Annotated in this window: 26 protein-coding genes; 5 read left to right on the top strand and 21 right to left on the bottom strand. The window is 52.4% G+C overall.

The features are described from left to right. Positions 1 to 59 precede the first annotated feature (59 nt). Positions 60 to 1,181, top strand: a complete 1,122-nt coding sequence (aroB, locus tag KR100_RS07705; protein WP_038544558.1) for a 3-dehydroquinate synthase — start codon at positions 60 to 62, stop codon at positions 1,179 to 1,181. On the opposite strand, the gene KR100_RS07700 is transcribed toward aroB, so the two are convergent. Then, the gene (locus KR100_RS07700; RefSeq protein WP_081858889.1) at positions 1,135 to 2,358 is read right to left on the bottom strand and encodes a class I SAM-dependent methyltransferase; all 1,224 of its coding nucleotides are present in this window, start codon (positions 2,356 to 2,358) and stop codon (positions 1,135 to 1,137) included. The two genes, aroB and KR100_RS07700, sit on opposite strands and share 47 nt — an antisense overlap. Between KR100_RS07700 and KR100_RS07695 the strand changes: the two genes are divergently transcribed. After that, positions 2,357 to 3,178 (top strand): TPM domain-containing protein, encoded by an 822-nt coding sequence (locus tag KR100_RS07695; protein WP_038544557.1) that lies wholly within the window; start codon positions 2,357 to 2,359, stop codon positions 3,176 to 3,178. The genes KR100_RS07700 and KR100_RS07695 overlap by 2 nt on opposite strands. Here KR100_RS07695 and KR100_RS07690 read toward each other — a convergent pair. The 3 genes from KR100_RS07690 to KR100_RS07680 all read right to left on the bottom strand — a co-directional run bounded on the left by KR100_RS07690 (position 3,169) and on the right by KR100_RS07680 (position 5,992). Next, positions 3,169 to 3,882, bottom strand: coding sequence for a glycoside hydrolase family 104 protein (locus KR100_RS07690; protein WP_239420290.1), 714 nt, complete (start codon positions 3,880 to 3,882; stop codon positions 3,169 to 3,171). The two genes, KR100_RS07695 and KR100_RS07690, sit on opposite strands and share 10 nt — an antisense overlap. Before the next feature lie 230 nt (positions 3,883 to 4,112). Then, positions 4,113 to 5,210: a hypothetical protein gene (locus KR100_RS07685; RefSeq protein ID WP_051847394.1), complete on the bottom strand. Its 1,098-nt coding sequence runs from the start codon at positions 5,208 to 5,210 to the stop codon at positions 4,113 to 4,115. After that, a complete protein-coding gene (locus tag KR100_RS07680; protein WP_051847393.1) occupies positions 5,204 to 5,992 on the bottom strand; it encodes a TIGR04168 family protein in 789 nt (262 codons plus the stop codon). The genes KR100_RS07685 and KR100_RS07680 overlap by 7 nt, the downstream gene beginning before the upstream one ends. 114 nt (positions 5,993 to 6,106) lie before the next feature. Here KR100_RS07680 and nadA point away from each other — a divergent pair, with 114 nt between their 5' ends. Continuing rightward, positions 6,107 to 7,039 (top strand): quinolinate synthase NadA, encoded by a 933-nt coding sequence (gene nadA, locus KR100_RS07675; RefSeq protein WP_038544551.1) that lies wholly within the window; start codon positions 6,107 to 6,109, stop codon positions 7,037 to 7,039. Positions 7,040 to 7,767: 728 nt separating this feature from the next. Here the strand turns inward: nadA and KR100_RS07665 are convergent. From KR100_RS07665 to dnaG, 4 genes are all read right to left on the bottom strand, one after another. Next, positions 7,768 to 8,064 carry a hypothetical protein gene (locus KR100_RS07665; RefSeq protein ID WP_038544548.1) on the bottom strand — a complete coding sequence of 99 codons (297 nt, stop codon included), beginning with the start codon at positions 8,062 to 8,064 and terminating at the stop codon, positions 7,768 to 7,770. Continuing rightward, the gene (locus KR100_RS07660) at positions 8,064 to 8,321 is read right to left on the bottom strand and encodes a hypothetical protein (RefSeq protein ID WP_038544546.1); all 258 of its coding nucleotides are present in this window, start codon (positions 8,319 to 8,321) and stop codon (positions 8,064 to 8,066) included. The genes KR100_RS07665 and KR100_RS07660 overlap by 1 nt, the downstream gene beginning before the upstream one ends. Further along, complete coding sequence (locus tag KR100_RS16340; protein ID WP_162176437.1) at positions 8,287 to 8,448, bottom strand: hypothetical protein; 162 nt, start codon at positions 8,446 to 8,448, stop codon at positions 8,287 to 8,289. Before KR100_RS16340 ends, KR100_RS07660 begins: the two co-directional genes overlap by 35 nt. An 88-nt stretch (positions 8,449 to 8,536) precedes the next feature. Further along, the gene (gene dnaG / locus KR100_RS07655; RefSeq protein ID WP_038544544.1) at positions 8,537 to 10,585 is read right to left on the bottom strand and encodes a DNA primase; all 2,049 of its coding nucleotides are present in this window, start codon (positions 10,583 to 10,585) and stop codon (positions 8,537 to 8,539) included. A gap of 34 nt (positions 10,586 to 10,619) precedes the next feature. Between dnaG and KR100_RS07650 the strand changes: the two genes are divergently transcribed. Next, the gene (locus KR100_RS07650; RefSeq protein WP_038548314.1) at positions 10,620 to 11,498 is read left to right on the top strand and encodes a DMT family transporter; all 879 of its coding nucleotides are present in this window, start codon (positions 10,620 to 10,622) and stop codon (positions 11,496 to 11,498) included. Positions 11,499 to 11,955: 457 nt separating this feature from the next. Here KR100_RS07650 and KR100_RS07645 read toward each other — a convergent pair whose 3' ends face one another. Beyond that, entirely contained in the window at positions 11,956 to 12,450 is a 495-nt protein-coding gene (locus KR100_RS07645; RefSeq protein ID WP_071839986.1) for a hypothetical protein, read from the bottom strand. On the opposite strand from KR100_RS07645, the gene ruvA reads away from it, so the two are divergent. Next, positions 12,422 to 13,054 carry a Holliday junction branch migration protein RuvA gene (gene ruvA / locus KR100_RS07640; RefSeq protein WP_038548312.1) on the top strand — a complete coding sequence of 211 codons (633 nt, stop codon included), beginning with the start codon at positions 12,422 to 12,424 and terminating at the stop codon, positions 13,052 to 13,054. The two genes, KR100_RS07645 and ruvA, sit on opposite strands and share 29 nt — an antisense overlap. Before the next feature lie 41 nt (positions 13,055 to 13,095). Here the strand turns inward: ruvA and KR100_RS07635 are convergent, their stop codons facing one another. From KR100_RS07635 to KR100_RS07595, 12 genes are all read right to left on the bottom strand, one after another. Beyond that, on the bottom strand, positions 13,096 to 14,454 hold the full coding sequence (locus tag KR100_RS07635; RefSeq protein ID WP_038544539.1) for a dicarboxylate/amino acid:cation symporter: 1,359 nt from the start codon (positions 14,452 to 14,454) through the stop codon (positions 13,096 to 13,098). Between the two features lie 18 nt (positions 14,455 to 14,472). Beyond that, positions 14,473 to 15,270 (bottom strand): ABC transporter substrate-binding protein, encoded by a 798-nt coding sequence (locus KR100_RS07630; RefSeq protein WP_162176499.1) that lies wholly within the window; start codon positions 15,268 to 15,270, stop codon positions 14,473 to 14,475. A gap of 89 nt (positions 15,271 to 15,359) precedes the next feature. Further along, entirely contained in the window at positions 15,360 to 15,788 is a 429-nt protein-coding gene (locus tag KR100_RS17040; RefSeq protein WP_071839870.1) for a VOC family protein, read from the bottom strand. Beyond that, positions 15,785 to 16,507 carry a phosphosulfolactate synthase gene (locus tag KR100_RS07625; RefSeq protein ID WP_162176498.1) on the bottom strand — a complete coding sequence of 241 codons (723 nt, stop codon included), beginning with the start codon at positions 16,505 to 16,507 and terminating at the stop codon, positions 15,785 to 15,787. The genes KR100_RS17040 and KR100_RS07625 overlap by 4 nt, the downstream gene beginning before the upstream one ends. Positions 16,508 to 16,590: 83 nt before the next feature. Then, complete coding sequence (locus KR100_RS07620; protein WP_162176497.1) at positions 16,591 to 17,298, bottom strand: potassium channel family protein; 708 nt, start codon at positions 17,296 to 17,298, stop codon at positions 16,591 to 16,593. 53 nt (positions 17,299 to 17,351) lie between these two features. Further along, positions 17,352 to 18,047 (bottom strand): MnhB domain-containing protein, encoded by a 696-nt coding sequence (locus KR100_RS07615; RefSeq protein WP_051847389.1) that lies wholly within the window; start codon positions 18,045 to 18,047, stop codon positions 17,352 to 17,354. After that, on the bottom strand, positions 18,044 to 18,604 hold the full coding sequence (locus KR100_RS14455) for a hydrogenase subunit MbhD domain-containing protein (protein WP_051847387.1): 561 nt from the start codon (positions 18,602 to 18,604) through the stop codon (positions 18,044 to 18,046). Before KR100_RS14455 ends, KR100_RS07615 begins: the two co-directional genes overlap by 4 nt. Next, on the bottom strand, positions 18,605 to 18,877 hold the full coding sequence (locus KR100_RS14980; RefSeq protein WP_071839868.1) for a monovalent cation/H(+) antiporter subunit G: 273 nt from the start codon (positions 18,875 to 18,877) through the stop codon (positions 18,605 to 18,607). Between the two features lie 6 nt (positions 18,878 to 18,883). Continuing rightward, on the bottom strand, positions 18,884 to 19,156 hold the full coding sequence (locus tag KR100_RS07605; protein ID WP_051847385.1) for a hypothetical protein: 273 nt from the start codon (positions 19,154 to 19,156) through the stop codon (positions 18,884 to 18,886). Next, the gene (locus tag KR100_RS15835) at positions 19,153 to 19,476 is read right to left on the bottom strand and encodes a hypothetical protein (protein WP_204207658.1); all 324 of its coding nucleotides are present in this window, start codon (positions 19,474 to 19,476) and stop codon (positions 19,153 to 19,155) included. Before KR100_RS15835 ends, KR100_RS07605 begins: the two co-directional genes overlap by 4 nt. Before the next feature lie 99 nt (positions 19,477 to 19,575). Further along, positions 19,576 to 21,063 carry a proton-conducting transporter membrane subunit gene (locus KR100_RS07600; protein WP_162176496.1) on the bottom strand — a complete coding sequence of 496 codons (1,488 nt, stop codon included), beginning with the start codon at positions 21,061 to 21,063 and terminating at the stop codon, positions 19,576 to 19,578. A gap of 35 nt (positions 21,064 to 21,098) precedes the next feature. Beyond that, positions 21,099 to 21,440 carry a cation:proton antiporter subunit C gene (locus KR100_RS07595; protein ID WP_051847384.1) on the bottom strand — a complete coding sequence of 114 codons (342 nt, stop codon included), beginning with the start codon at positions 21,438 to 21,440 and terminating at the stop codon, positions 21,099 to 21,101. Positions 21,441 to 21,465: the final 25 nt, after the last annotated feature.

The following is a 21,465-nucleotide window of genomic DNA, read 5'->3' as shown; positions in this document are numbered from 1 at the left end:
CCCTACGGCCCCTGAGGATGGTTTGCCCGGCAGAGTAGGACCGAAGCCGCTTCACTCCGATGACCGCTGCTCCGCCCCTGCCGCATCGCCGGATCGCTGTCGCCCTCGATCGAGATCCCTACGAGGTGGTGATCGGAGAAGGCTCTCTCAAGGACATCGGTGAAGCACTGCTTCAGGCTGGTGTCCTGGAGGGGCGTCAGGTTCTGGTGGTCAGTAACCCGGACGTGGCGGACCGGTACGGAGAGGTCTGCATCAAATCCCTGAAACGACATGGCTTCAAGGCGGAGCTGGTGCTGATCGCAGCCGGTGAACAGTACAAAACACCCTCGACGGTCGCGCTGATTCATGACGCCGCCTTTGAACACAGGCTTGAACGCAGCTCCTTGATGCTCGCCCTAGGTGGTGGTGTTGTGGGAGACATGACCGGTTTTGCAGCGGCAACCTGGCTTCGGGGCATTGGTGTTATCCAGGTTCCGACCACGCTTCTGGCGATGGTCGATGCATCCATCGGCGGCAAGACCGGTGTGAATCACCCGGGCGGCAAGAATCTGATCGGGGCGTTCCATCAGCCCCGCCTTGTGCTGATCGACCCAGCCACCCTGGCCAGCCTGCCGGTTCGTGAATTCCGAGCCGGAATGGCGGAAGTCATCAAGTACGGAGTTCTCGGAGATCCGACGCTGTTTGAACTGCTGGAACGTTGCGCCGAGCCCAGCCACCCCGCAGGCCTCGGCAACGAGCTGCTGGAAACGCTGCTCGAACGCTCCTGCTCGGAAAAAGCCCGGATTGTGGCCGCTGATGAACGGGAAGGGGGCTTGCGGGCCATCCTCAATTACGGGCACACTTTCGGCCATGTCGTCGAAGCCCTCTGTGGTTACGGCACCTGGCTTCATGGGGAGGCTGTCGCGATCGGAATGGTCGCTGTGGGGGAACTGGCCGTGCAACGGGGCAGCTGGAGCAGGGAACTCGCCGAACGACAGCGCCAGCTGATCGAACGCTCGGGGCTGCCGACCCGATGGCCCTCACTCGACGATGAAGCGGTTCTGACAACCCTTCAAGGAGACAAGAAGGTCCGTGATGGCAGGCTCCGTTTTGTTCTGCCTAGGAGGATCGGTGATGTGGAGATCAGGGACGACATCAGCCGGGACGAGATTCTGCGTTGTCTTGAGGCACTGAGAAGCTGAAACGGCTTGGCTCCAGCCCTGCGCCGTAAAGCAACCATCGGAACTCACCCAGCCCAGCTGGATCGACAAGACGCAACATCGCCTCCCGGCGACTGAGAGCTTCAGGCAAGCGAGCCGGGGGAAGCGACTGAAGTGCATGCAACCGTTGGGCCATACCGAGTCCCAGCAGGATCTCGCCCTGACGCCCCTCCGCCAGCAACTGCCAATCGGCCAGCTCTGCAGCGGCATGCAGGGTTTCAAGGCAGAGATGGGCCGTCAGGTCCTGTTGCCCGACCATCGACAGGGGATCGCCATGGGCCTGCTGATGACGGAAGCCGAGCAGGGTGCCATCGATCCGACGACTGCTGTAGTAACGCCTGGCCTCCATGGCGTAGTCGATCACGAGCAGCAGTCCCTGCCGCAGCCCCGCGCGCATGGACTGAAGCCAGGAGAACTGGTCGGAGTGCCACTCGCTGGTCCAGCCCTCTGGTGAACCAGATGGTGGAAGATCAACGCCGGCACGGGAGCTGATCTCTGCAATCTGCTGCAACAGGGCAGGTTGGAGCGGCAGCAGAACCGACTCGAGAGTGCCACGGGTGCTCAAGGCAACGCCCTGGAGCTGAAGGCTGCCCTCCTGCCAGGTGAGGCGATCGACGGGGAGTGCATCCAGCAACTCATGCGCCAGGACGACGCCACTGACCGGCGCAGCCTGGAGCTCCTGGAGTGAGCACCAGCGAATCGGGAGATCTCGGACCCCTGCCAATCGTTGGCGCTGGCGCTCCCGCATGCCCTGGTTGCGTTCGACCAGGACCAGCTCCATCCGACCCAGTTGATCCGGAATCAACGTTGCCAGCGAGGCAATCAGATCAGCGGCCATGTCACCTTCCCCGGGACCCACCTCCACGAGGGACAGCTGGCCATCAGCAGGGACCTCCTGCAACCAGAGGGAGAGCTGATGCGCCAGCAGAACAGCGAAGTCGGATCCCAGCGACGGGGAGGTCACATAGTCGCCCCTTACACCGATTCGCCCCTGACCACAGCCGTAGTAGCCGTTCTCAGGGTCATTGAGAGCAAGATCCATGAAGTGGCGGAACGTTACGACGCCACCGGCTTGTTGAAGATGAGAGGCAAGCCAGGCCGGACAGGACGCAGGAGCGGGTTCCATTGGTGAGAATGCCGTTCGCTGCTGCAGGTCCATGGCAACACATCGCGTCGGAGGACTGTGGACTGCAATGTGGGCCGGACTGTTGGTTCTGCTGAGCGTGTTCAGTCCTGCAAGCCCCTGCCTGGCATACGACAACCCTGATCTGCTGCCGGACCATCCCACACCAGTGATCGACCTGGCGCGCGCCTTCAGCGACAACCAGCGCGCCGGACTCGAGCAATCCCTTGATCAGTTCGAAGCGAACACCGGCTGGAAACTTCGGGTTCTGACCCAGTACGAGCGGACACCTGGCCTTGCCATTCGTGAGTTCTGGGGGCTGGATGAGCGAAGCCTGCTGTTGGTTGCAGACCCCCGTGGCGGAAATCTGCTCAACTTCAACGTCGGAGATGCCTTCTTCGCCCTGATGCCTCGCACCTACTGGGTGGAGCTGCAAACACGATTCGGCAACCAGTACTACGTCAAGGATCACGGCGAGGATGGTGCGATCCTCGATGCACTGAACGCCGTTGAAATCTGCCTCGAACGCGGTGGCTGCCAGGTTGTGCCGGGACTCCCCCTCGAACAGTGGCTCTGGACCCTGACGACCTCCGTCCTCGGCGGCGTGATCGCGGGCTTCGCGGCCTATCCCCGCAAGGAGGGTGACGTCGTGGCCTGGTCGTGGCTGCTGCTTCTCTCACCACTCTGGGTGATGTTGTTCGGGGTCTTCGGCATTGCTCCTGTGATCACCAGAACCTCAGATGTTCTGCCATTGCTGCGCAACAGCCTGGGATTCATCGGTGGAGCCGTGCTGGCCTACCTGATCGCGCAATCCACGGTTGGACGGAAGCTCAGCTCTGATCCCGATCAGAGCTGAGTGGCACAGGCGATTCGGGACCCAGTGCAGACCTTGGACTTGCTGAGATCGAGGCGCCTCTGATCACGCAAACGACGCAGTTCTACGAGATTGACATTGTAAAAGGATTTCAGTCGGGAGTATTTCATCACCGGCTGACCGTAAAAGCTGCGGCCGGCCAGAGTGGGGAACGAGGCCCATTCCGGCGCAAGCAGAGCCGTCAGGTTCGGGGTGAGGTTGCCGGCATCCGTGAGCGGCAGTGCCTTTCGCCGCTCAATCAGAAAGAGAGCGCCCTGATCCTGAGCTGCCGGTCCAAACCCCCTCACGCCAATGCTGCGCTGCACCAGGTTCCAGGTGAACGGCATGAACTGGTAGGCCCCTGCCGCAGCGCTGGCGTAACGGGAGCTGTAGATCACGCGGTCAGGGTGGCGATCCATGTTCGGCATCAGACCACCACCGAACATCACCCGATAACCCACATCAAGGCCACCACGCCAGGTGCCTTCCGCAAAACGAATGGTGTTGAGCATGGCCCGACGTTCGGGCGTGATGATGTAAGGGATCGCCATCGTTGGAACAGCGTCCGGAGCGCTCAGAAGCTGAGAGCGTGAGGCAGGAGGCAGAAGACTTGCTGATGCAGGAGCAGCGGCAAACGAACAGGGGAGTACACCGGCGAAGACTGTCGTACAGATCACAGCACGACCAATCGATGCAGGGGTAGCCATAAAAAGCATTCGGGGGACTAGACCTCAGGACGAGGCAAAGGGAATCGTCAGAAGCGGATGACGAAAATTGTTTGCAAAGCAAACAACATTCCTTGCCAGAGACTTTGTCGAACAGAACAACCAAATCAATCGGTAAATATGCCAGTCAACTAATCGGCCACGACATCAACAAATCGCGCAAAATCTGTGAGTCTCATTCATTTATGCAGTCAAGTTACGACTTGAAACGATTAACAAATCAAGTCTGAGCCTGGATCGACCTCCCAACGGCGTTCGGCGCAGAGCACGATCTGCTCAGCAGCCTGCAGTGCACCGTTGGCGGGAAGGGGGGATCCGGTCGCTGCCTGCAACGGCTGGTCGAGTAGCCAGTCACCCGCAGCAAACGCCTGCTTCGAGAGCATGCGGTGATCAGCATGTCGGCGAAGGCCGCTCAGGAGCGCGGACACTTCAGCGAAATCGCTTCTTTCGACGACATGAAGCCCCACACGCTGGGACATCGCTTCACAGAAGGTGCTGAAGCCAGGCTTGCCGAGGTGTCGTTGGCAATACGGGAAGACATCCAGAGGCCTGATTCCTGCCGGGAGCACGGTGACGTTGGAACACGGCGGATCAGAACCTGACGGCGCCAAAAGGAAGTGATGCCGTGGCCAACGCAGGAACAACCCGTGATCGATTGACAAGCCGAGTCCCCCGAATCCCACCATCACAAGGGGCTGCTCGATCGCGGTGATTCGATCCTGCAACCCTTGAGGAAGCGCTCGAGGTGACGCACACACCAGGCCGAGGGACACCTCGGGCAGTCCCCAGCTCATGGACAGATCAAACGGACAGCGCAACAGGAGATCCCCTCGTTGATAGGCCTGTTTCGCTTGTTCACCCTTCCGCTTCAACACACCCCCGAACGGGGCATAGATCTCATCCCAGCCAAAATTGCTCAGCCAGACCAGCGGAGCATCCAGCCGCATGGCAAGCTCGGCCGCCGCCGGAGGGATATCAGCCAGAACGAGGACAGGTTCACCCTGATCCTTGATCCAGCTCGCCTCCTGATCCAGCTGCGATGGAAGCTGCTTCTCCAGCGCTTCGATCGCTTCAACCGTGCCGAGGGGATCACTGGCCAGTGCATCCCGCTGAACCATGCCCACATCCCAGCGACACCGGCGCATCGCCACACCATCCATGGCGAGCAGACATCTGAGCACAGAGTCCTGAACCACGGAACTGAAGGCCAGACGCCAGTGGGGACGTAGGTTGCGGATCCACTGCAGGACCGCCGCATCGCGGGCGGCATGTCCAAAACCATGGCTGCTGCTGCAGAGGTAGATCAGCACGCCACAGCATCCTGCAGGGGCAGCGATTCCTGATGCACCAACACAGCCTCCGGCGTGTACCAGCGATGACTCACGTGGGTGAGTCGCCGGCCGTCAAATTCAGCCCAGGACAGGTGCAGAACAGGCTGATCCTTGCCATCCAGACCGCAGCGAGGAACACAGGCCGCATTCACGAATGCCGTGCCACCACGATCCTGGAGAAGGCTGCGCCGCAGACCATGGCCGCGTTTGAGCTGATGATGCATATGTCCAAAAACGACCAGATCCGGTCTGCGCTGGCTGGCCATCGAATCAAGGGCGAGGGCCAGATCACGGTCTCCCCAGTCGATGGCTGGACGTTTCCAGTCCCGTCCGCAGGGACTGGACGCGTCCGATCCAAGCCCCGTCGGACCGCTGTGCGCCAGAACGATCAAAGGCTGATCCTCTGGGACCTGTTGCGCGGCGGCGACGATGCGTGAAGCCGATTCCTCAAGAGTGATCGGACCGAACACCGCTTCCACGGCTTTGGAGAGATGAAATCCGCCGCCGGCGCTGCAGGGGCGTGCCCCCACAATCGAAAGCGCCGGATGGGTCCAGGACAGCCGCGTCCAGCCGCAGTTGCAGCCTCCGAGCAGGGCAAGCTGCTGTCTTAGAAGGTCTCCACTGCAATCCCCTCCCCGATCATGGTTCCCGAGAATCACCGCCAGTGGGAAGGGCAAGGCGGTGATCCGACGTGTCAGCCGGAGGTCGCCATCACTGAGATCTCCCACGAACAACACCGCATCGGGCTGCAGAGCATTCAGGAGCTGCTCATCGGCATCACTCCATGAACCATGAAGATCTCCGGCAATCGCGAGGCGAAGAACCGTCAGAGCAGATACCTAGGCTGATTCCATCCTGCCCCGCTCCAGCACCCGATGACCGCTGACCACGCTCTTGCAGGGTCGATCGAGCAGCTGAAACGGGAACGCAATGCCGTGATCCTGGCGCACTACTACCAGGAACCGGAGATCCAGGACATCGCTGATTTCATTGGCGACTCCCTGGAGCTGTCACGCAAGGCCGCCAGCACATCCGCCGATGTGATCGTGTTCTGTGGCGTCCATTTCATGGCTGAGACAGCCAAGATCCTGAGTCCCCAGAAAACTGTGCTGCTGCCGGATCTCGATGCCGGCTGCTCCCTGGCGGATGATTGCCCAGCCGACGAGTTCGCCGCTTTCCGCTCCAAACATCCCGACCATTTCGTCGTCAGTTACATCAACTGCACGGCAGCCGTGAAAGCGCAGAGCGACCTGATCTGCACCAGCAGCAATGCCGTTGATCTGGTGAAACAACTTCCGGAGGACCGTCCGGTGCTGTTTGCACCGGACCAGAACCTGGGCCGCTGGGTTCAACGGCAGAGCGGCCGTGAACTCACCCTCTGGCCGGGACGCTGCATTGTTCATGAAACCTTCAACGAGGAGGCCGTGCTCCGGCTGCAGCTGGAGCATCCCGATGCTGAGGTGATCGCCCATCCGGAGTGTCAGCAACACCTCTTGGATCTCGCCGATTTCATCGGGTCGACCAGCAAGCTGCTGCGGTACACCGAAACCAGCAGTTCCAACACATTCATCGTTCTCACGGAACCTGGGATTCTTCACCAGATGAAGCAACGGGTCCCCCAAAAGACCCTGATCGATGTTCCCGGTGTGGACGGATGCAGCTGCAATGCCTGTCCCTACATGCGTCTAAACACCCTTGAGAAGCTGCATCACTGCCTGAAGACGATGCACCCCGCCATTGAGATGGAGGAAAGCCTGAGGCGACGGGCCCTGGAACCGATCCAAAAAATGCTGGAACTCAGTCTTTAGTGAGCTCGACATCAAAACATTCAGAAGCTTCAGGCTCCCGGAAGCAGGAACCGAGGGTTGCATGACCAATCGTCGATCAATGCACTTTCTTCACACATGACGTGAAGAATGACTGACTGAAGACAACAGCATGAATCACAAGCCAAGTGGACGTAACGACCGTTTCAAGAACTTTTTCCTAAACCCGATCCCATGGACCGTCGCCAAGACCAGATAGAGGCGTCCGAGACGTGAGCACAGATCCATGTCCAGGAGATGTTTGAACTCAGCCAGAACTCAGACACGTTTAAACAGATGCCAAGACAGGCTTAGAGACAAGCCCCAACCATGAGTGCACAGCTCGTGATGCAACTGCCACCACAATGAAAAAAGGACTATCGAGAACAGCTCTAGCCGCGACGAGCCTGGCAGGAGTGCTCTCTTGGACCTCTGATTCTCCATTGATGGCCAGAGAACTTTGCACCACAAGCTCCAACGAAAGTTCCATTAACCGAATAGAAAATGTGCAGATCGATATCTGCTGCCTGAATGGCATCTGCACTGTCAGGCCACCGAAATCTTTCCAAACCAGCAAGATCATCAAGACGAATTGATTGAAACAGACGTCATTTCACGTCATCAACCCGGATGCATGCATCCATGCACCGTTCGTTCACTGCGCATCAGAACATCCAGTTCGATCGTGTCCTCTGAAGCCAAGGGGCATCTGAGCGATTGCTTCTGAGTCGTCACAGCTCCTGCAATAACTGCACTTCCTGACTGCGCGAGCTCAGGATCAGGACCATGCGTTCTCCGTGGCTGTTCAGGCCTGTCTGTTCTCTGACGAGATCCGTGCTCGCCAAAGCCAGACCACAGGTCTCCGTGAACAATACGGGCAGGGTGCCCTCGTGACCACGCATCCTCTGCAAATCCAATGCCTGGCGGATCGCCTGCTGTGAGCGTTCACGACCCAAGCGCTCCACGAGAGCGGGCCAGAGATGATTCACAGGTGTGAACGGGGTGAGATCGAAGTCGCTCGCACGCATCAACTTGGCAGCAGGGCGATTGCTTCAATGATCATCTGGGGCGTCACCGCAATCGTTTCCCTGGGGTCGGCATTGTCGAGGTAGGCCTCGAAGGAGGCAAAGCGCTCGATCACCGGATCCGCACCATCGGCGGCACAGGCCTCAAGCCAGTCTCCGTCCTCCGGCTTCACGGCAGCAAAAGCCTGCAGAGCCTCCTCAAGATCGCTGCCATCGCCTACGCCTTCACCGTGCCAGATCGCCTCGAAAAATTCCGACATCTAAAACAGAACAACGTTGATGGTGGCGATTCCCGGTCAAGACAAGCGTCCACATCACTGGAACCTCCACCGGTACACCCACCACCGTGGCCAGTGCAGCTCCGGAATTCAAGCCGTCAGAGCTCATGGCAACCATCACAAGAGTTATTCGGAGGCACAGCTGGCACGTGAACAATCCGACCGTCGGGATGGAAGGCGCAGGTCCCTCGCCATGGTCAGGCCGAAAGGACGTTTGGATCGCCGAATCCGCGACAACGCTGTTGGTCGAGGTAGCTGATGTGCTTTCGCTCGGAGTAGTAAAGCTCCTGATAACGAAGGGCATCGCGATTGAGCTCATCGAACAGACTCTGGATGCGCTGTTCCATATCCATCGGGGCATCACCGGGAGGCTGATCGATCAGGGCGGCGATACAGGTTTCCAGGGTCTGCAGGCGTTGCCCACCCCAGGCTTCAAGAAGATGGCGGCACCGTTTCAGACTTTTCTGACGTTCGAGCACGGCTGTGGTGCCTCGCAGTTGCTCAAGCGGTTCCGAAAGGGAGAGTTTTTCAAGCTCGCCAGGCGCCAACAAGGGCGTCAGCCTCGACATCAGAGCGCTGTTCTCCAGTAGCAACTGGTCGGTGAGCAGGTTCGGGAGATCGAGATCAGCAAGCTCCGCTCCGGCATCCTCACCCCGGGTGATCGCCTCAAGCCGTCCACTGCCGAGGTTGGACTCCTCCAGTTCCGTGATCGATGCCCAGAGCAGACGATGGGGCTGCAGGGCGAAATCCTCCAATTCCCGCTGCCTGAGCTGTTGACGAATGGTGCTGCGATGGCGGGGGCAGTGGAGGTAAAGCCGCAGCAGATCGGCTTCGCAGCGTTCCCTCTGACTGGCTTCGGCCGGCTGTTCGTGACGACTGGAGCGCCCATGCCAGCGTTGACCTTTCACCTGCTGACGTAAATCCTCCTCCAGCTGCAGGGCCAGCCTTGCCTGCCCTCCGCTGAGTCGTTCCGCCACACGCTGGAGATAGTGTGTTCTGACGGCGCTCTGGGGCAATTTGCCCAGCAGGCCCACCAGTTCGCTCACGGCTTGCTGAAACTGATCGGAGCGACTGAGATCGCGATCCTCGAGAACCTGCTCGATCTGCCAGTCAAGCCAGAGCGGTGCTTGATCGAGAAGCGCCCTGTACTCACCGGAGCCATGCTCCTTCAGAAACTCGTCGGGGTCCTTGCCGGAGGGGAGATGCAGAACCCTCAGGTCCAGCTGTCCCTGCATTGCCAGCTGTTCCACCTCGCCAATCGCACGATTGGCCGCCCGAACGCCAGCACCGTCGGCATCAAAATTGAGCACGATCCGCTTGCCGTCGCTGACGCGGGAGAGCTGCGTGATCTGTTGATGACTGAGGGCTGTCCCGAGGGCGGCGACGGCGTTGGTGATGCCAGCCGCGTGAAGAGCGATGACATCGAAATAGCCCTCAACCACCACAGCACGGTCGTCTTTGCGGATCGCTCCCGCTGCTTTGTCCAGGCCGAAGAGATGTTTGCCCTTTTCAAAGAGCTCCGTCTCCGGTGAATTCAGGTATTTGGGTTCGGCACCATCCAGGCTGCGACCTCCAAACCCGATCACCCGTCCCTGCCGATCATGAATCGGCACCATCAGGCGATGGCGAAAGCGGTCGTAGAAGCCACGTCCACCTTTGCGCGGCACCACGAGCCCTGCCGCCTCCAACAGCTCCGGAGACAGTCCCTCCACCTGCTGAAGATGGGTCAGAAGACCATCCCACCGATCCGGTGCGTAGCCGAGTTGAAACGTGTCCTGGGTCGCAGGACTGAGCCCCCGTTTCTCACTGAGATAGGAGCGAGCCTGCTCGCCGCCCTCACCCAGAAGCTGGCTGCGGAACCAGCCAGCCGCCAGAGCCGTGGCACGTTGAAGTTTTTCCCGACGTGACAGCTGCTGGCGGAGTCGCTCCTGCTGAGGACCATCAACGGTCTCGACAGGTAACTGGTATTTCCGTGCCAGCTCCAGAACCACATCGCTGAAGCTCTGTCTCTGGAACTCCATCAGAAACTTGATGGAATTGCCCCCGGCGCCACAGGAGAAGCAGTAATAGAACTGCTTGGCCGGGGACACCGTCATGGACGGCTTGCTGTCGTCATGGAACGGACAGATGCCGACGAACTCTCGGCCCTTTTTCTTAAGGACAACGTGATCTCCGACGACATCAACGATGTCGGCCCGTTCCTTGACGGCCTCGATCGTGCGGGGATGGAGGCGGGCATTCAGCATGCGGTCATTCTGCGAACTCACGCCCCTCCGTCCAGTGACTGATGCGTCCGGACAAGAAACAGCTCATGGGGTTCGATCCCTGATTCTCAGTTCCCTGGCGTTCAGCCTGATGACTGTTTGCGTCAAGCAGCTGGACGGTCGCCTGCCAGTGCCGGAAATCGTGATGAGCCGAGCGCTCATCAGCATTGGCCTGACCGCCCTTGGCCTGGTTCGAGCCGGTATCTCTCCCTGGGGAACCCATCTGGGCTGGTTGCTGGCCAGAGGCATCTGCGGAAGTCTCGCGCTGCTCTTCTTTTTCGAGGCCATCACAACCCTGCCACTGGCATCGGCAACGGTTCTTCAGTACACCTACCCAACGTTTACGGCTATCGCAGCCGCCCTTGTGCTGGGAGAACAGCTGCGACGGAGCATTGCCGTTGCCGTTCTGCTCGGTTGGATCGGAATCACGCTTGTGGCCCAGCCTGAGTGGTTGAGCGGTGGCATCGAAGAGCTTCCCGCAACGGCTGTTCTGATCGCTCTGGGGGGAGCCCTGTTCACAGCCTTGGCTTACGTCTGCGTCCGTCACCTTTCCAGCCGCGAACATCCCCTGGTGATCATTTTGTATTTCCCGATCCTGTCGCTCCCGCTCACCTTGCCGATGGTGATTCGCGATGGTGTGATGCCGCAGGGAGTGGAGTGGCTCTGGCTGCTGTGCGTCGGTGTGCTGACTCAGCTCGGACAGATCTGGGTCACCCACGGACTGAGCTTGATGCCTGCGGCACAGGCCACATCGATCAATTACATCCAGGTGGTGTTTGCCGCTCTCTGGGGATATCTCTGGTTTTCAGAGGGACTCACGTCATGGGTCGTGATCGGCGGAGTCATGGTGTTGGCCTCCACGCTGGTCAGTCTTCAGGCGCGCAATCCAAGCTGACGTCGTAAATGGTGGCGCAATTCAGCAAGCTCTTAACCGACCAACTCCCAACGACTGGCAGGGAATGGCTCATCAGGCAAACCACTCTACTCGCTTCAAGATCAGGTGAATCGTGGAGGCCGTCATCGGTCCTGAAGTCATCGGGCAGGAACGGCCAATTAGTGGCCTAAAAAAGGGCGTTGCAAAGGTTCGAATCAGAGAACACTGCTGGGCAAGGCGAGAGAGATGGCCAATGGGTCATGAAAAAATCAGCCGCGATGATCGTCATCCTGGCCTCGCGGTCAGGATTGCACCGCAGGATTCAGTCAGTCCAAGCCATCACATTCAAGGCAAGCTGAACAGCATCCGTCGACATCAGACCAGATCAAAAAGGTCAAACAGGCTGGTCCTGGGCGAAGCCACTCATCACGATCTGCTTGATCAACCGATCAACACAGACGATTCAGAGCGATTTCAATCAGCTCAGCGGCAGAGGGAACGTCAGCCAATCCTGGCTGATGCCATCCTCGCTCCCGCCAGGACGGGCCAGGCGCCAGCTTTCACCTCGTTCGCCACGCTCCATATAAATCTCGAACGGACTATCCACTTGCATACGATCACCCGAAAGTTGCCAGTCAAATCGACCAGACACTTTCACACCGTGGTGTTCTCCGATATGAATCACGTTCTGATCTTCGATGCGAACACGGCTGACCGTCGGCGTACTCCCCACATCTGGTAGCTCCAGAGAACGAGAGATGGCGGCCTGCGTGAGCTGGATCTGCAGGCTGAGGGCCTGAAGCAGCTGCTGGCGAGGTGGTTCGTTGGCTGTCCCACAGGCGCTGAGAGTCAGCAGAAGAACCACGACACAGACGCTGCTGAACAGGAACCTCCTGAGACGTGAGCGCACGTCAGGCAGCATGGTGAAGACGCTGGAAAACTCCATGATCGGATGGATGCGAGGACGTCCCATGGAGAGCTGGACCCAGGGGAACCGCAGCGGGATTCTGCTCGCCTGTGGCGACGTTGGCTATGAGGTGCAGGTCATCACACGTCATCTGCAACACCTGGGAGCTGGCTCCAGTGTGGAACTCTGGATCCATCAGGTGCAACGCGAAGATGCAACAAATCTGTATGGATTCGTCAATCGAATTGAACGAGATTTGTTTCGCCAATTGATTGGTGTCAACGGAGTGGGGCCCCAGGCGGGCATGGCCCTCCTGCAGGAGTGCACAAGCCATGAACTGATTGAAGCGATTCGTGGTGGTGATCTCCGCAGACTTTGTCGTGCTCAGGGAATCGGCAAACGGACCGCAGAGCGGCTGGCGGTGGAATTGCGAACAAGCGTTGAAGGGATGGAAGAGGTTGACGTGAAGCCTTCACTGGTGGATGGCGGAGACAACCGAATGACGTCAACGGTGATGAAGGAACTCGAAGAAACGCTGCTCACCCTCGGCTACGAGGATCTAGAAATCCGACGGGCGGTGAAAGCATTGAGCGAAGGGCTCAACCCACCGGACGACCAAGACAATGAAGGTTGGATCAAAGCCTGCCTGCAGTGGCTCAACAAGCCGTGAATGAACAGTCAAAGGTCAATGACCATTGAGAGTTCCTGCAATCAGACCTCAACCAGCGATTCATAGGACTGTTGATTGCAGGTATGTTCCGGGTCGCGGTCAGATGAGATCACCGTCACGGCCATGGCAAGAACGCCAGTCGTTGCAGCTCGAGGAAGTGTCAAAATCGGATCAACGGCAAGCAAGAGAACGAGAATGGGCGGAATGGGCAACTGAAAACTTGTCAGGGCCAAACCGATGGTTGGGACAACAGCCACCCCGTTCAAACCAGCAGCGGAAATACCAGTCACGATTCCAAGAACAAGAATCTGCAGAAGAATGGCTGGGGAAAATTTGACTTCAAAAAGATTCAGTGCAAATACAATAGCAATAATGTTGTAAATGATATTCCCCATTCTTGAAATCAGAAGGCTCAATGATGCGGCCGCTTCAGTGTGAGAACAATTACGCCCCATCTTTTCCATCGCGCGCATGATGGTTGGATAACAAGCCAGGCTGCTGCCTGTGGAGAGCCCGAGCAGGAAAACTGAATCTGCAGGGTTGACCTCCGAGGTTGCTCGCTCTGCCGATGTCGTAAAGCGTTTGACAATCAAACGACTGATGCCAAGGGACGCCAAGGACGCAAGAAGCATACAAATCGTTAAAGTCAACAGAGACACAATGATCTCTGAATTAATGGTGGAAAATGCACCTGCGATCAAACAAATAACAACAAGCGGTGCAATCAACAAGAGTTCATCTAGAACCTTCACCGAAACGTCGTAGATTCCCCTGATGATGGTGAGCAGTGGAGCTGATTTATCTCTGGGCAAAAGTGATAAACCCCAGCCAAGCAGGACCGATCCACTTATCACCTTGAGAGTCTGTCCACGGGATGCATCGCCCACAATGTTATTTGGCAGAATTTTTTTCGCCCACTCAAAAGGATCTACAGCGTCTGAAGCTGCTGAAGACAAGGTCAACCTGATATCGGTGACGTCAAGCATATATGTGCCAATCGAGAGTCTTCCTTCCGGAGATAATTCCCCAGGCTTTTGATAAAGAGACAGCAGAAGAGCAAAGACAGAAATGAAGAGTATTAATGCGAGAAGTGATAAAAAGAGCCGACGCGTGAACTTAAATTCCTGCTCAGCTGAATCAGACAGAGAAAAAATTGAATAGGTTGATACGACGACGGCCGTCAGGACAAGTGGTATTGCAGGAAAAGAAATCAGCTGAATCAGTGTCAATCCAAATGAATTGAGCGTATCCGCTGCATCTGGAAGAAATAAACCAAGAACAAGAGCGACCGGCAGAATGAAGAAAACAAAAGCTTTGACCGAACGAAGCTTCCGAAGCGAACTTCGAAAACCTTGCCAGTTAAGCGCAATCTTTTTGAAGCTGAAGGGAAGAATCGTCATGACAAGCAAAGACCTCTTTTAAGATGATTGAGTAGAAAGCTCTTTATTGGGTTTGTAAAATTCAGGAAACTCTTCAATGATTTCCGTGTCATCTTTGATGGTTACTTCCTTGGCAAGATAATAGTTGAGGATTGATGCCATATCAATATCCGCTTCAGTGGACAAATAAATTGATTTTTGGTCAACAATATCCTCGAACAGAACTGGAACAAAATCCAGAGATAGGGTAGGCTCTTGATAAACAATTTTCTTGATCTCGGTTGCATCTCTGTAGATACCATCCACCTCTCCTGCAAAAAGTGCTTCCTTACATTTCGTCCAATCGTCGTAGCCAATTTTATTAGCATTTGGGAAAAGTGAATTCGCATATGTGTCATAAGCTGATCGTCCAATAAAACCTAGGGAAATATTTGAATCGAGGAGAACTCGAGCAAATTGGCTGTCGGGGGTATTGCCTTGTAGATTGGCGATCGCTTTACGATTTGCAAGAATTGCATGCCTGAAGTTCATGTATTCATGGGGATGAGCATCAGACATGCGCTTGTAAGTTGTTCCAAGTTTCCCGATTGCCATATCAAAATCGTTGGCGCCTGAACGCCTCACAAGATCATTAAAACTCTTGGAGTCGCGATCAAACTGAACATCAACTCCAAGAAAATCGGCAAAGTTTTTAACAATTTCAACATCATAACCTGCTAGGTCACCGTTGTCTTCATTGAAGTAAAAAGGAGGTGTTGTATAGGGTGGTAGCCCAATTTTTAAATATCCACGCTCTAGAATTTTGTCAATATATTTGATTTCTGCCGCAAACGCCATGTCAACGAACATGTATGGCGTGACAAACAACAACACCCCTAACAATATGCTGAAAATTTGGCGTTGTGGTATGGGAAACCTCATGAACATTAAAAAGACGAATTAGCTTGTGCGTAATGCTTGAATTCAACAAAGTTTCCGGATGGATCTTTTAAAATAAAAGTCATATGTTCATCGGGTCGACCGGAAAAGCGTGACGTGAGTTCAGAATAAACGAAGCAGCCGTGGTGAGCAACCACAGACTCATAAAAATGGTGATAATCAGTGCTGCTAACAAACGTGATTCCAAAGTGACGAGGGTAAAAGCTGCTACTCGGCTGCGTGTCATCTGGACTGGTTAGATGACACACGAGCTGAAGATTGTGAAGTCCAAAGGTGATTCGGTCGTCCATGACACGAAAAGGAGTGGCACCCAACACATCGCGATAGAAGGTCAAACTTTGATCAAGCTCATAGGACGGGATCGCTACATGGATCAAAAGACCCGTCGATATCGTTGGATGAAAATTGAACGTCATGCGGACATTAAAGATGTCAGCAAAGTATCGGAGCGCAAACGCCGACGCAAAGCTTGAAGAGGAAGAATGCTTTGAAGGTTTATATTGCCAAGATTCACGTCTGTACCAAAGAGATTAATAAGATGAGCCTGCATCGATTTAACTGGAGCTTCAAATAAAATTGAATCCAGACCAAGTGTGCTGGCGAGATGCGTTAAAAGTGGTGTCTTGATCATCCCGTCTTGATCAACAATTCCTGCAGTACCAGATTCTCGAGCTTCAAGGATAACCATCTCTGCTCCAGCATCCAACGACAGCTGACAACTACGAATCCAATCTGATGGACTCATTTGATCGGAAAGTTCTGGTGATTTAAAACCAACCTCACTAAAAACCTTAAAGTCAGTTGAAAATTGAGAGATCAAGTTGAAATACTCATTATCGGAAATTGAAACCGTGCCGCGGCTTAATTCAACAGCTTTAAAATTTAAATTCCTGAGAAGCTCACGAAATGACTCTAAGTCATTTTTCTGGTAAAAGTATTCAAACAGAGTGCCACCAGGTGTCGATTCAATATTATGCTCATCCAATAAAACCTTTTTTTCCTTAAGTTCTGGATCGATCAGCAAACTTCCCCAACCAAACTTAAGCAAACCGACATACTCTGAGTAAGAATCTATATAAGCTTTAAAAATTGAATAAGGCGTTGATGCATCGATAATATGATTGAGTGATTTCATAATCATCCAAAGCATGACTAAATTTACATCGAATCAGGCTCGCATGTGAGGATGTTAGCCGATCAACACTTTTAAACATCTCGCTATTGGCCTGAAGATTGTTCATCATACCTTGCATTAAGGTCAATAATATTGGCTGTCAATATCGCAATGCAAACAATACCAAAAAGCGCAAATGTTGAGGTTAAGATGCGGCCAAGAAATGAAACTGGTGTTACGTCTCCATAGCCAATGGTTGTCGCGCTTACAAATGAAAACCAAAGAGACTTCAATATTGACCCAAAATGCTCTGGATCAACTTTTCCTTCGACAAGATACATGACAACAGCAAGTGAATAGGTAACAATTGCCAGCAATGTCAGTGGAAAAAATGTCTTAGCCGGTTGACTGAATACAATGTATCTAACTCTTAGAATGATATCCCTCAGATCTGAAAAATAAAATAGAATCAAGACCTTTGTTAGATATAATGAAATCACTGGCAACGAAGAATTTGGCAAAAAGTCAGTAATCAAAAGCAATAATGTCGACAGATCAATGACTGCTCTAATTTTCAGGATAGAGGTCAACAAATAAATCGGCTTATAGCCATAGAGCGACCATGTATTGGCAACTTTTCCAATATAGTCAGCAATAAAAAACACTTCGATCAACTCATAGGTATAAGGGATGTAAAGGTTATAAACAATCGGCTGAAGTCCAACTTCCGTCGAGAGAGCAATTGCAAATAGCAATAATGCAATAGCAAGATAGACAATGTAGTTATAGTTAGCACCAGAAAAACCACCCAAATAATCTCCGAAGTACCAGAGATCTTGGCCGATACCCCTACTGTCTTTCACACCTAAATAATCCCGCGTTTTGTGATAAATAATCGAATCACTGACCAGGCACCAATCGTAACCTTTAAACCAGCAACAACATTAAGAACAGGAATATAGATATTCTGTGGAACAAAGGAAAATGGACTCTCAGGAATGATGACAGATGTAAAACTCGTCATTGCAATCAAAATAAAAACGACAACGGCAAACTTTTCAACGACTGCTGCGTTGTATCGACTGTAGAAATCCTCGATCCGCTGGAGACGTCCGCTAACCATTAACAAACTAATGGATGTGGCCCCGGCGACTCCAGCTGCAAAGCCTCCACCGGGGCTTAGGTGCCCACGGATTGCGAGTTCGAAGGCCAAAAAGCCGATAAGAAGGGCAACAAAATCCAATAAATTGATAATCACTGGATCCTGAACGCCGATCAATCGCGTTTCAGCATCCTCGGAGTGAAGAAGTATTTTAACGCCAAGCCCAGCAATCGTAAAAACAATCACCTCGCCGATGGTATCGAAAAGACGTGATCCAAGGATGACAGCAGTGACTGAGTTGGGAATGTCGGCTGTTCTGACCAGGTAATCGACGATAGCGTTTGTATTTCTTTGAGTGGATTCTGGAATGATCAACAAACCACTGATAAATACAAAGGAAATCGCCAGCAGATAAAACGACGACTTGAAAAAGTCTGTAGTGAATTTTATTTGTTTCATGAGGGTCTTTCTGAGGTCAAACCGAGTTGGCATTCAGGGCAGTACATCATGTCTAAAAAAGGATTGGCTGTGTAATAATCAGTTTCCATTAGCTCTTCCAAAAGTATCGGTGATTCAATGCAAAGTTCATTTCCATCTAAGATGGCATGCGGTGATCCTGCAAGTGTCTTGAGAGTGAAAAGATTGTCATAATCTTCTTTGCTATGGGAAAGTTTAGTCGGTTGCAATACGATATTCATTCGCAACTCACTAAACATCGATTTTAAGTGCTCCATCATCGCCTGAGGCACTTCGACTTCATCAGAAACGACGATTACAGCGCTGTAGCAAGCACGAATTGTAATAATGTACAGGATAGACGACAACAACGTCCCAACTAGAACCTCTGTAAGCGCTACATCAGGGGCTCCAAAAATTGCATAAATAAGAGCTGCAAGGGATCCAAGAAAAGACCTGTAAATGAGGCCACGAATAGGAGATTGCGTGCGAATCAGCAGGATTCCAAGAATCGGAAGGACAAGCTCGACAGGCAGGAGAAAAAGAGTACGGGTAGGCATCTATCGATTTGCCAGAACAGCGAAGAGATACGAAAAAATGGTGTTCCATAAGACAAATGAAACTGTCACTACAAACAATATGGGCCACTGATTGGGTGCAAAAACGAGAAGACCTGAGACAATCAAAACAGATCCAACAGTATCCGAAACAGTTAACATGTGTAATTTGTAGAACAAATTATGTGATTTGTTCAACAGTGGAGTTGTTCCCCAGAACCAAAGAATCAAGCCTATTGATATTAAGAGGTGAGAACTGAGAAGTTGGAGGTTCATTGTGTATTACTCCTTTAGTTCTGTAAGAGCCAGAATAAGCATCCCAGCATCTCCTGCAATAAAAATAACAGCTCCAACGCTTCCAATCATCCAATCATTTCGAAAAATTCCAAATGACAATATAACCAGAGCCATTTTATTACTAAAACTGCCAGCAACCGCAATGCGCTCACTCAACGATGAAGAACGTGCGACAGCCGCGATGGACAATGAACTTGCCAATAACATCAGCAAAATAAACGCAAAATGAATAGGCAGCAATAAAATGGGTTCAATCATGGTTGATTTCTTTTATCCCCCACCAGATGGACTATCCAATTTTCATCGTCACTTTTTCCTGCAACAATTGACATCGGAGTTGAAGTGATCGCAATCACCTGGATAAATTGGGCAAATTTTGATCCACGAAGCGTGTATGGGCACATATGTTGAACTTTAAATAGATCGACTGGTCGTCGAATTCGTATGATTTGCCAGGTTTCAGTAATTAAACTAGGAATGATTTTTACAATATTCAAGAGAGACGGGATAAGTGCTCTTAACCGCAGTGATTTATAAGAGCCCAGTGGTATTAGTACTGAGAGGAAGAAACCAAGCAAGAAGTTAATAGTTGTAAAGTTTGATGTGATTAAAATCCAACAACTCGTTCGAAACAACAAAACCAGAACCAATCGAAAGAGATTTTTCATGATTGTTGGTTAAATTTTGAAGTAGAGAAGATTGGCAAGTAACAATGCCGCCACAACAAATGGAGCTCCAACCAGATCAAGAGTTCGAGTGACTGGCTTGACAATTTTGACAGTCTGTAATCCAACAACTGATGCATAGAGGATAATTCCTAAACCCGTCGCCGTCAAAGCGTTAACAATATTGTCGTAGGTTAATACTGATCGGTCAGTGATGCTGAACGAAATAATGGCAATCGAGGAAATGATCAAGAAGATTTGATTTGTATAAAACGAGGAGGTTTTATTGTGATATTTCTTGGCCATGATTTCTCGTCTAAATCCAAGGAACACTTGAATCCTTGACCAGATCAAGCGGACGTAGACAGTCGTTGTTAGCAACGTGGATGTTGAAACAATGATTTTCGCATTTGTTGGAATATCGCCTTTGAGCAAGCTTTTTGTGATGAAACCAGAAGTCAACGGAAATGCCATCACTGAAAGGCTTGCCGTTACGAAAACAATTAATGATGCATAATTCTGGAAAGTTGAAACGTTTGATGGAGTTTCCTGGTCTGCCGAGTGATGATTTGATTGTTCATGATGTGCAGGTGGATCCTCGGGAGTTAACGTCGAAAACAAAAGAGCCTTGCAAACACCATGCTGCATCGCATAGATGCAGGCATAGGTTGGAGACAAAATGGCCAAACCCAGCTGCGAAACAGAACTCCAACCAAGGGCACGTCCATCATCTCGTTCAAAAACGGCGTAGAGAGCTGCAACAACAGCACTTAAAACACCGATAACAACCATTGAATTGGCGATCGGCACCAGGTCTCCACTCATTCTGGCGATTGGTGCAATTCCTGCACAAGTGACGCAACCAGCAAGGATGGCAGAGGATTGCGGTGAGGCGTGCGAATAAATATTTGGGACCCACAAGCCACAGATAAAAATGCCAGCCTTCGTCATTAATCCTGCAATGATCAAGCATAAGGCGATAGGTGTTGCATACGAGAGATCTCGAATCAGGAACGTTGCCGAAAATTGAAACGCGCCAATGACACCAATTAAATAGATCAACATTGCCAAGCCGCCGCCAATTAAATACTGGAACGACAAAAAGAGAGATTTATTATCATTCCGATCCGCAATCAGCAAAAATGCACAGAATCCTGTTAGTTCAAGTGCAATGTAAATACTGATCAGATCGACGGCTGAGAAGGCAACCGTCAAGGCGGTTAGAAGTACAAACGAGATTTGGTAAAAGTAATGACTTAGTTGCTTTCTGAACAACAATAAAGATGTAAACAATGAAAAGCTTGTTCCAAAAAGAAGGGGATAGGTGAATTGGTCAAAGCTAAATTGTATTCCCCCAATCCACATCAAGGTATAACTTGCCTCCCATGCATTAAATATTCCAGCGATAGAAAAGGCGGACAGACCGACTAAATAAGCAAGGCAAATCGGAAAAAAAATACGATGAAAAACGCAGCCGAGAAAGCCTACTGTTGCAGGCAAAAAAGTTAATATTGCGTAAAAAATAGGTGAGTCAATCATTTCTCTAAATCTTTGTATCGCAACAGGGGTGTCGAACGGCTCAGCCGCAGTGCAATCGCACAAAGCAACGCTTGAGTCGCAAATCCAATCACAATTGCCGTGAGGATAATGGCCTGAGGGTAAGGATCTGAATAGTTGGCGTAGCGAGGCCCGTCTGAGATAATTGGTGTCTGGGAGCCGGAATAAGCTGCGATCAGAACAAAAATACTGATTGTGGCAGTATCAATAACGTCGAGGGAAAAGAGAGAACTAATAATAGATTTTGAGTTGAGGATCCCAAAACAACCAACAATCAGCAAGGCAACTAGCGGAATTGAAAGAATTAGACCGACTTGCATCGCATAAATTTCTATACCCTTAATT

It is taken from the genome of Synechococcus sp. KORDI-100 (assembly GCF_000737535.1).
GTDB lineage: Bacteria > Cyanobacteriota > Cyanobacteriia > PCC-6307 > Cyanobiaceae > Parasynechococcus.
The sequence above is the reverse complement of the archived record's forward strand: the minus strand, read 5'-3'. Positions and strand labels throughout refer to the sequence as shown.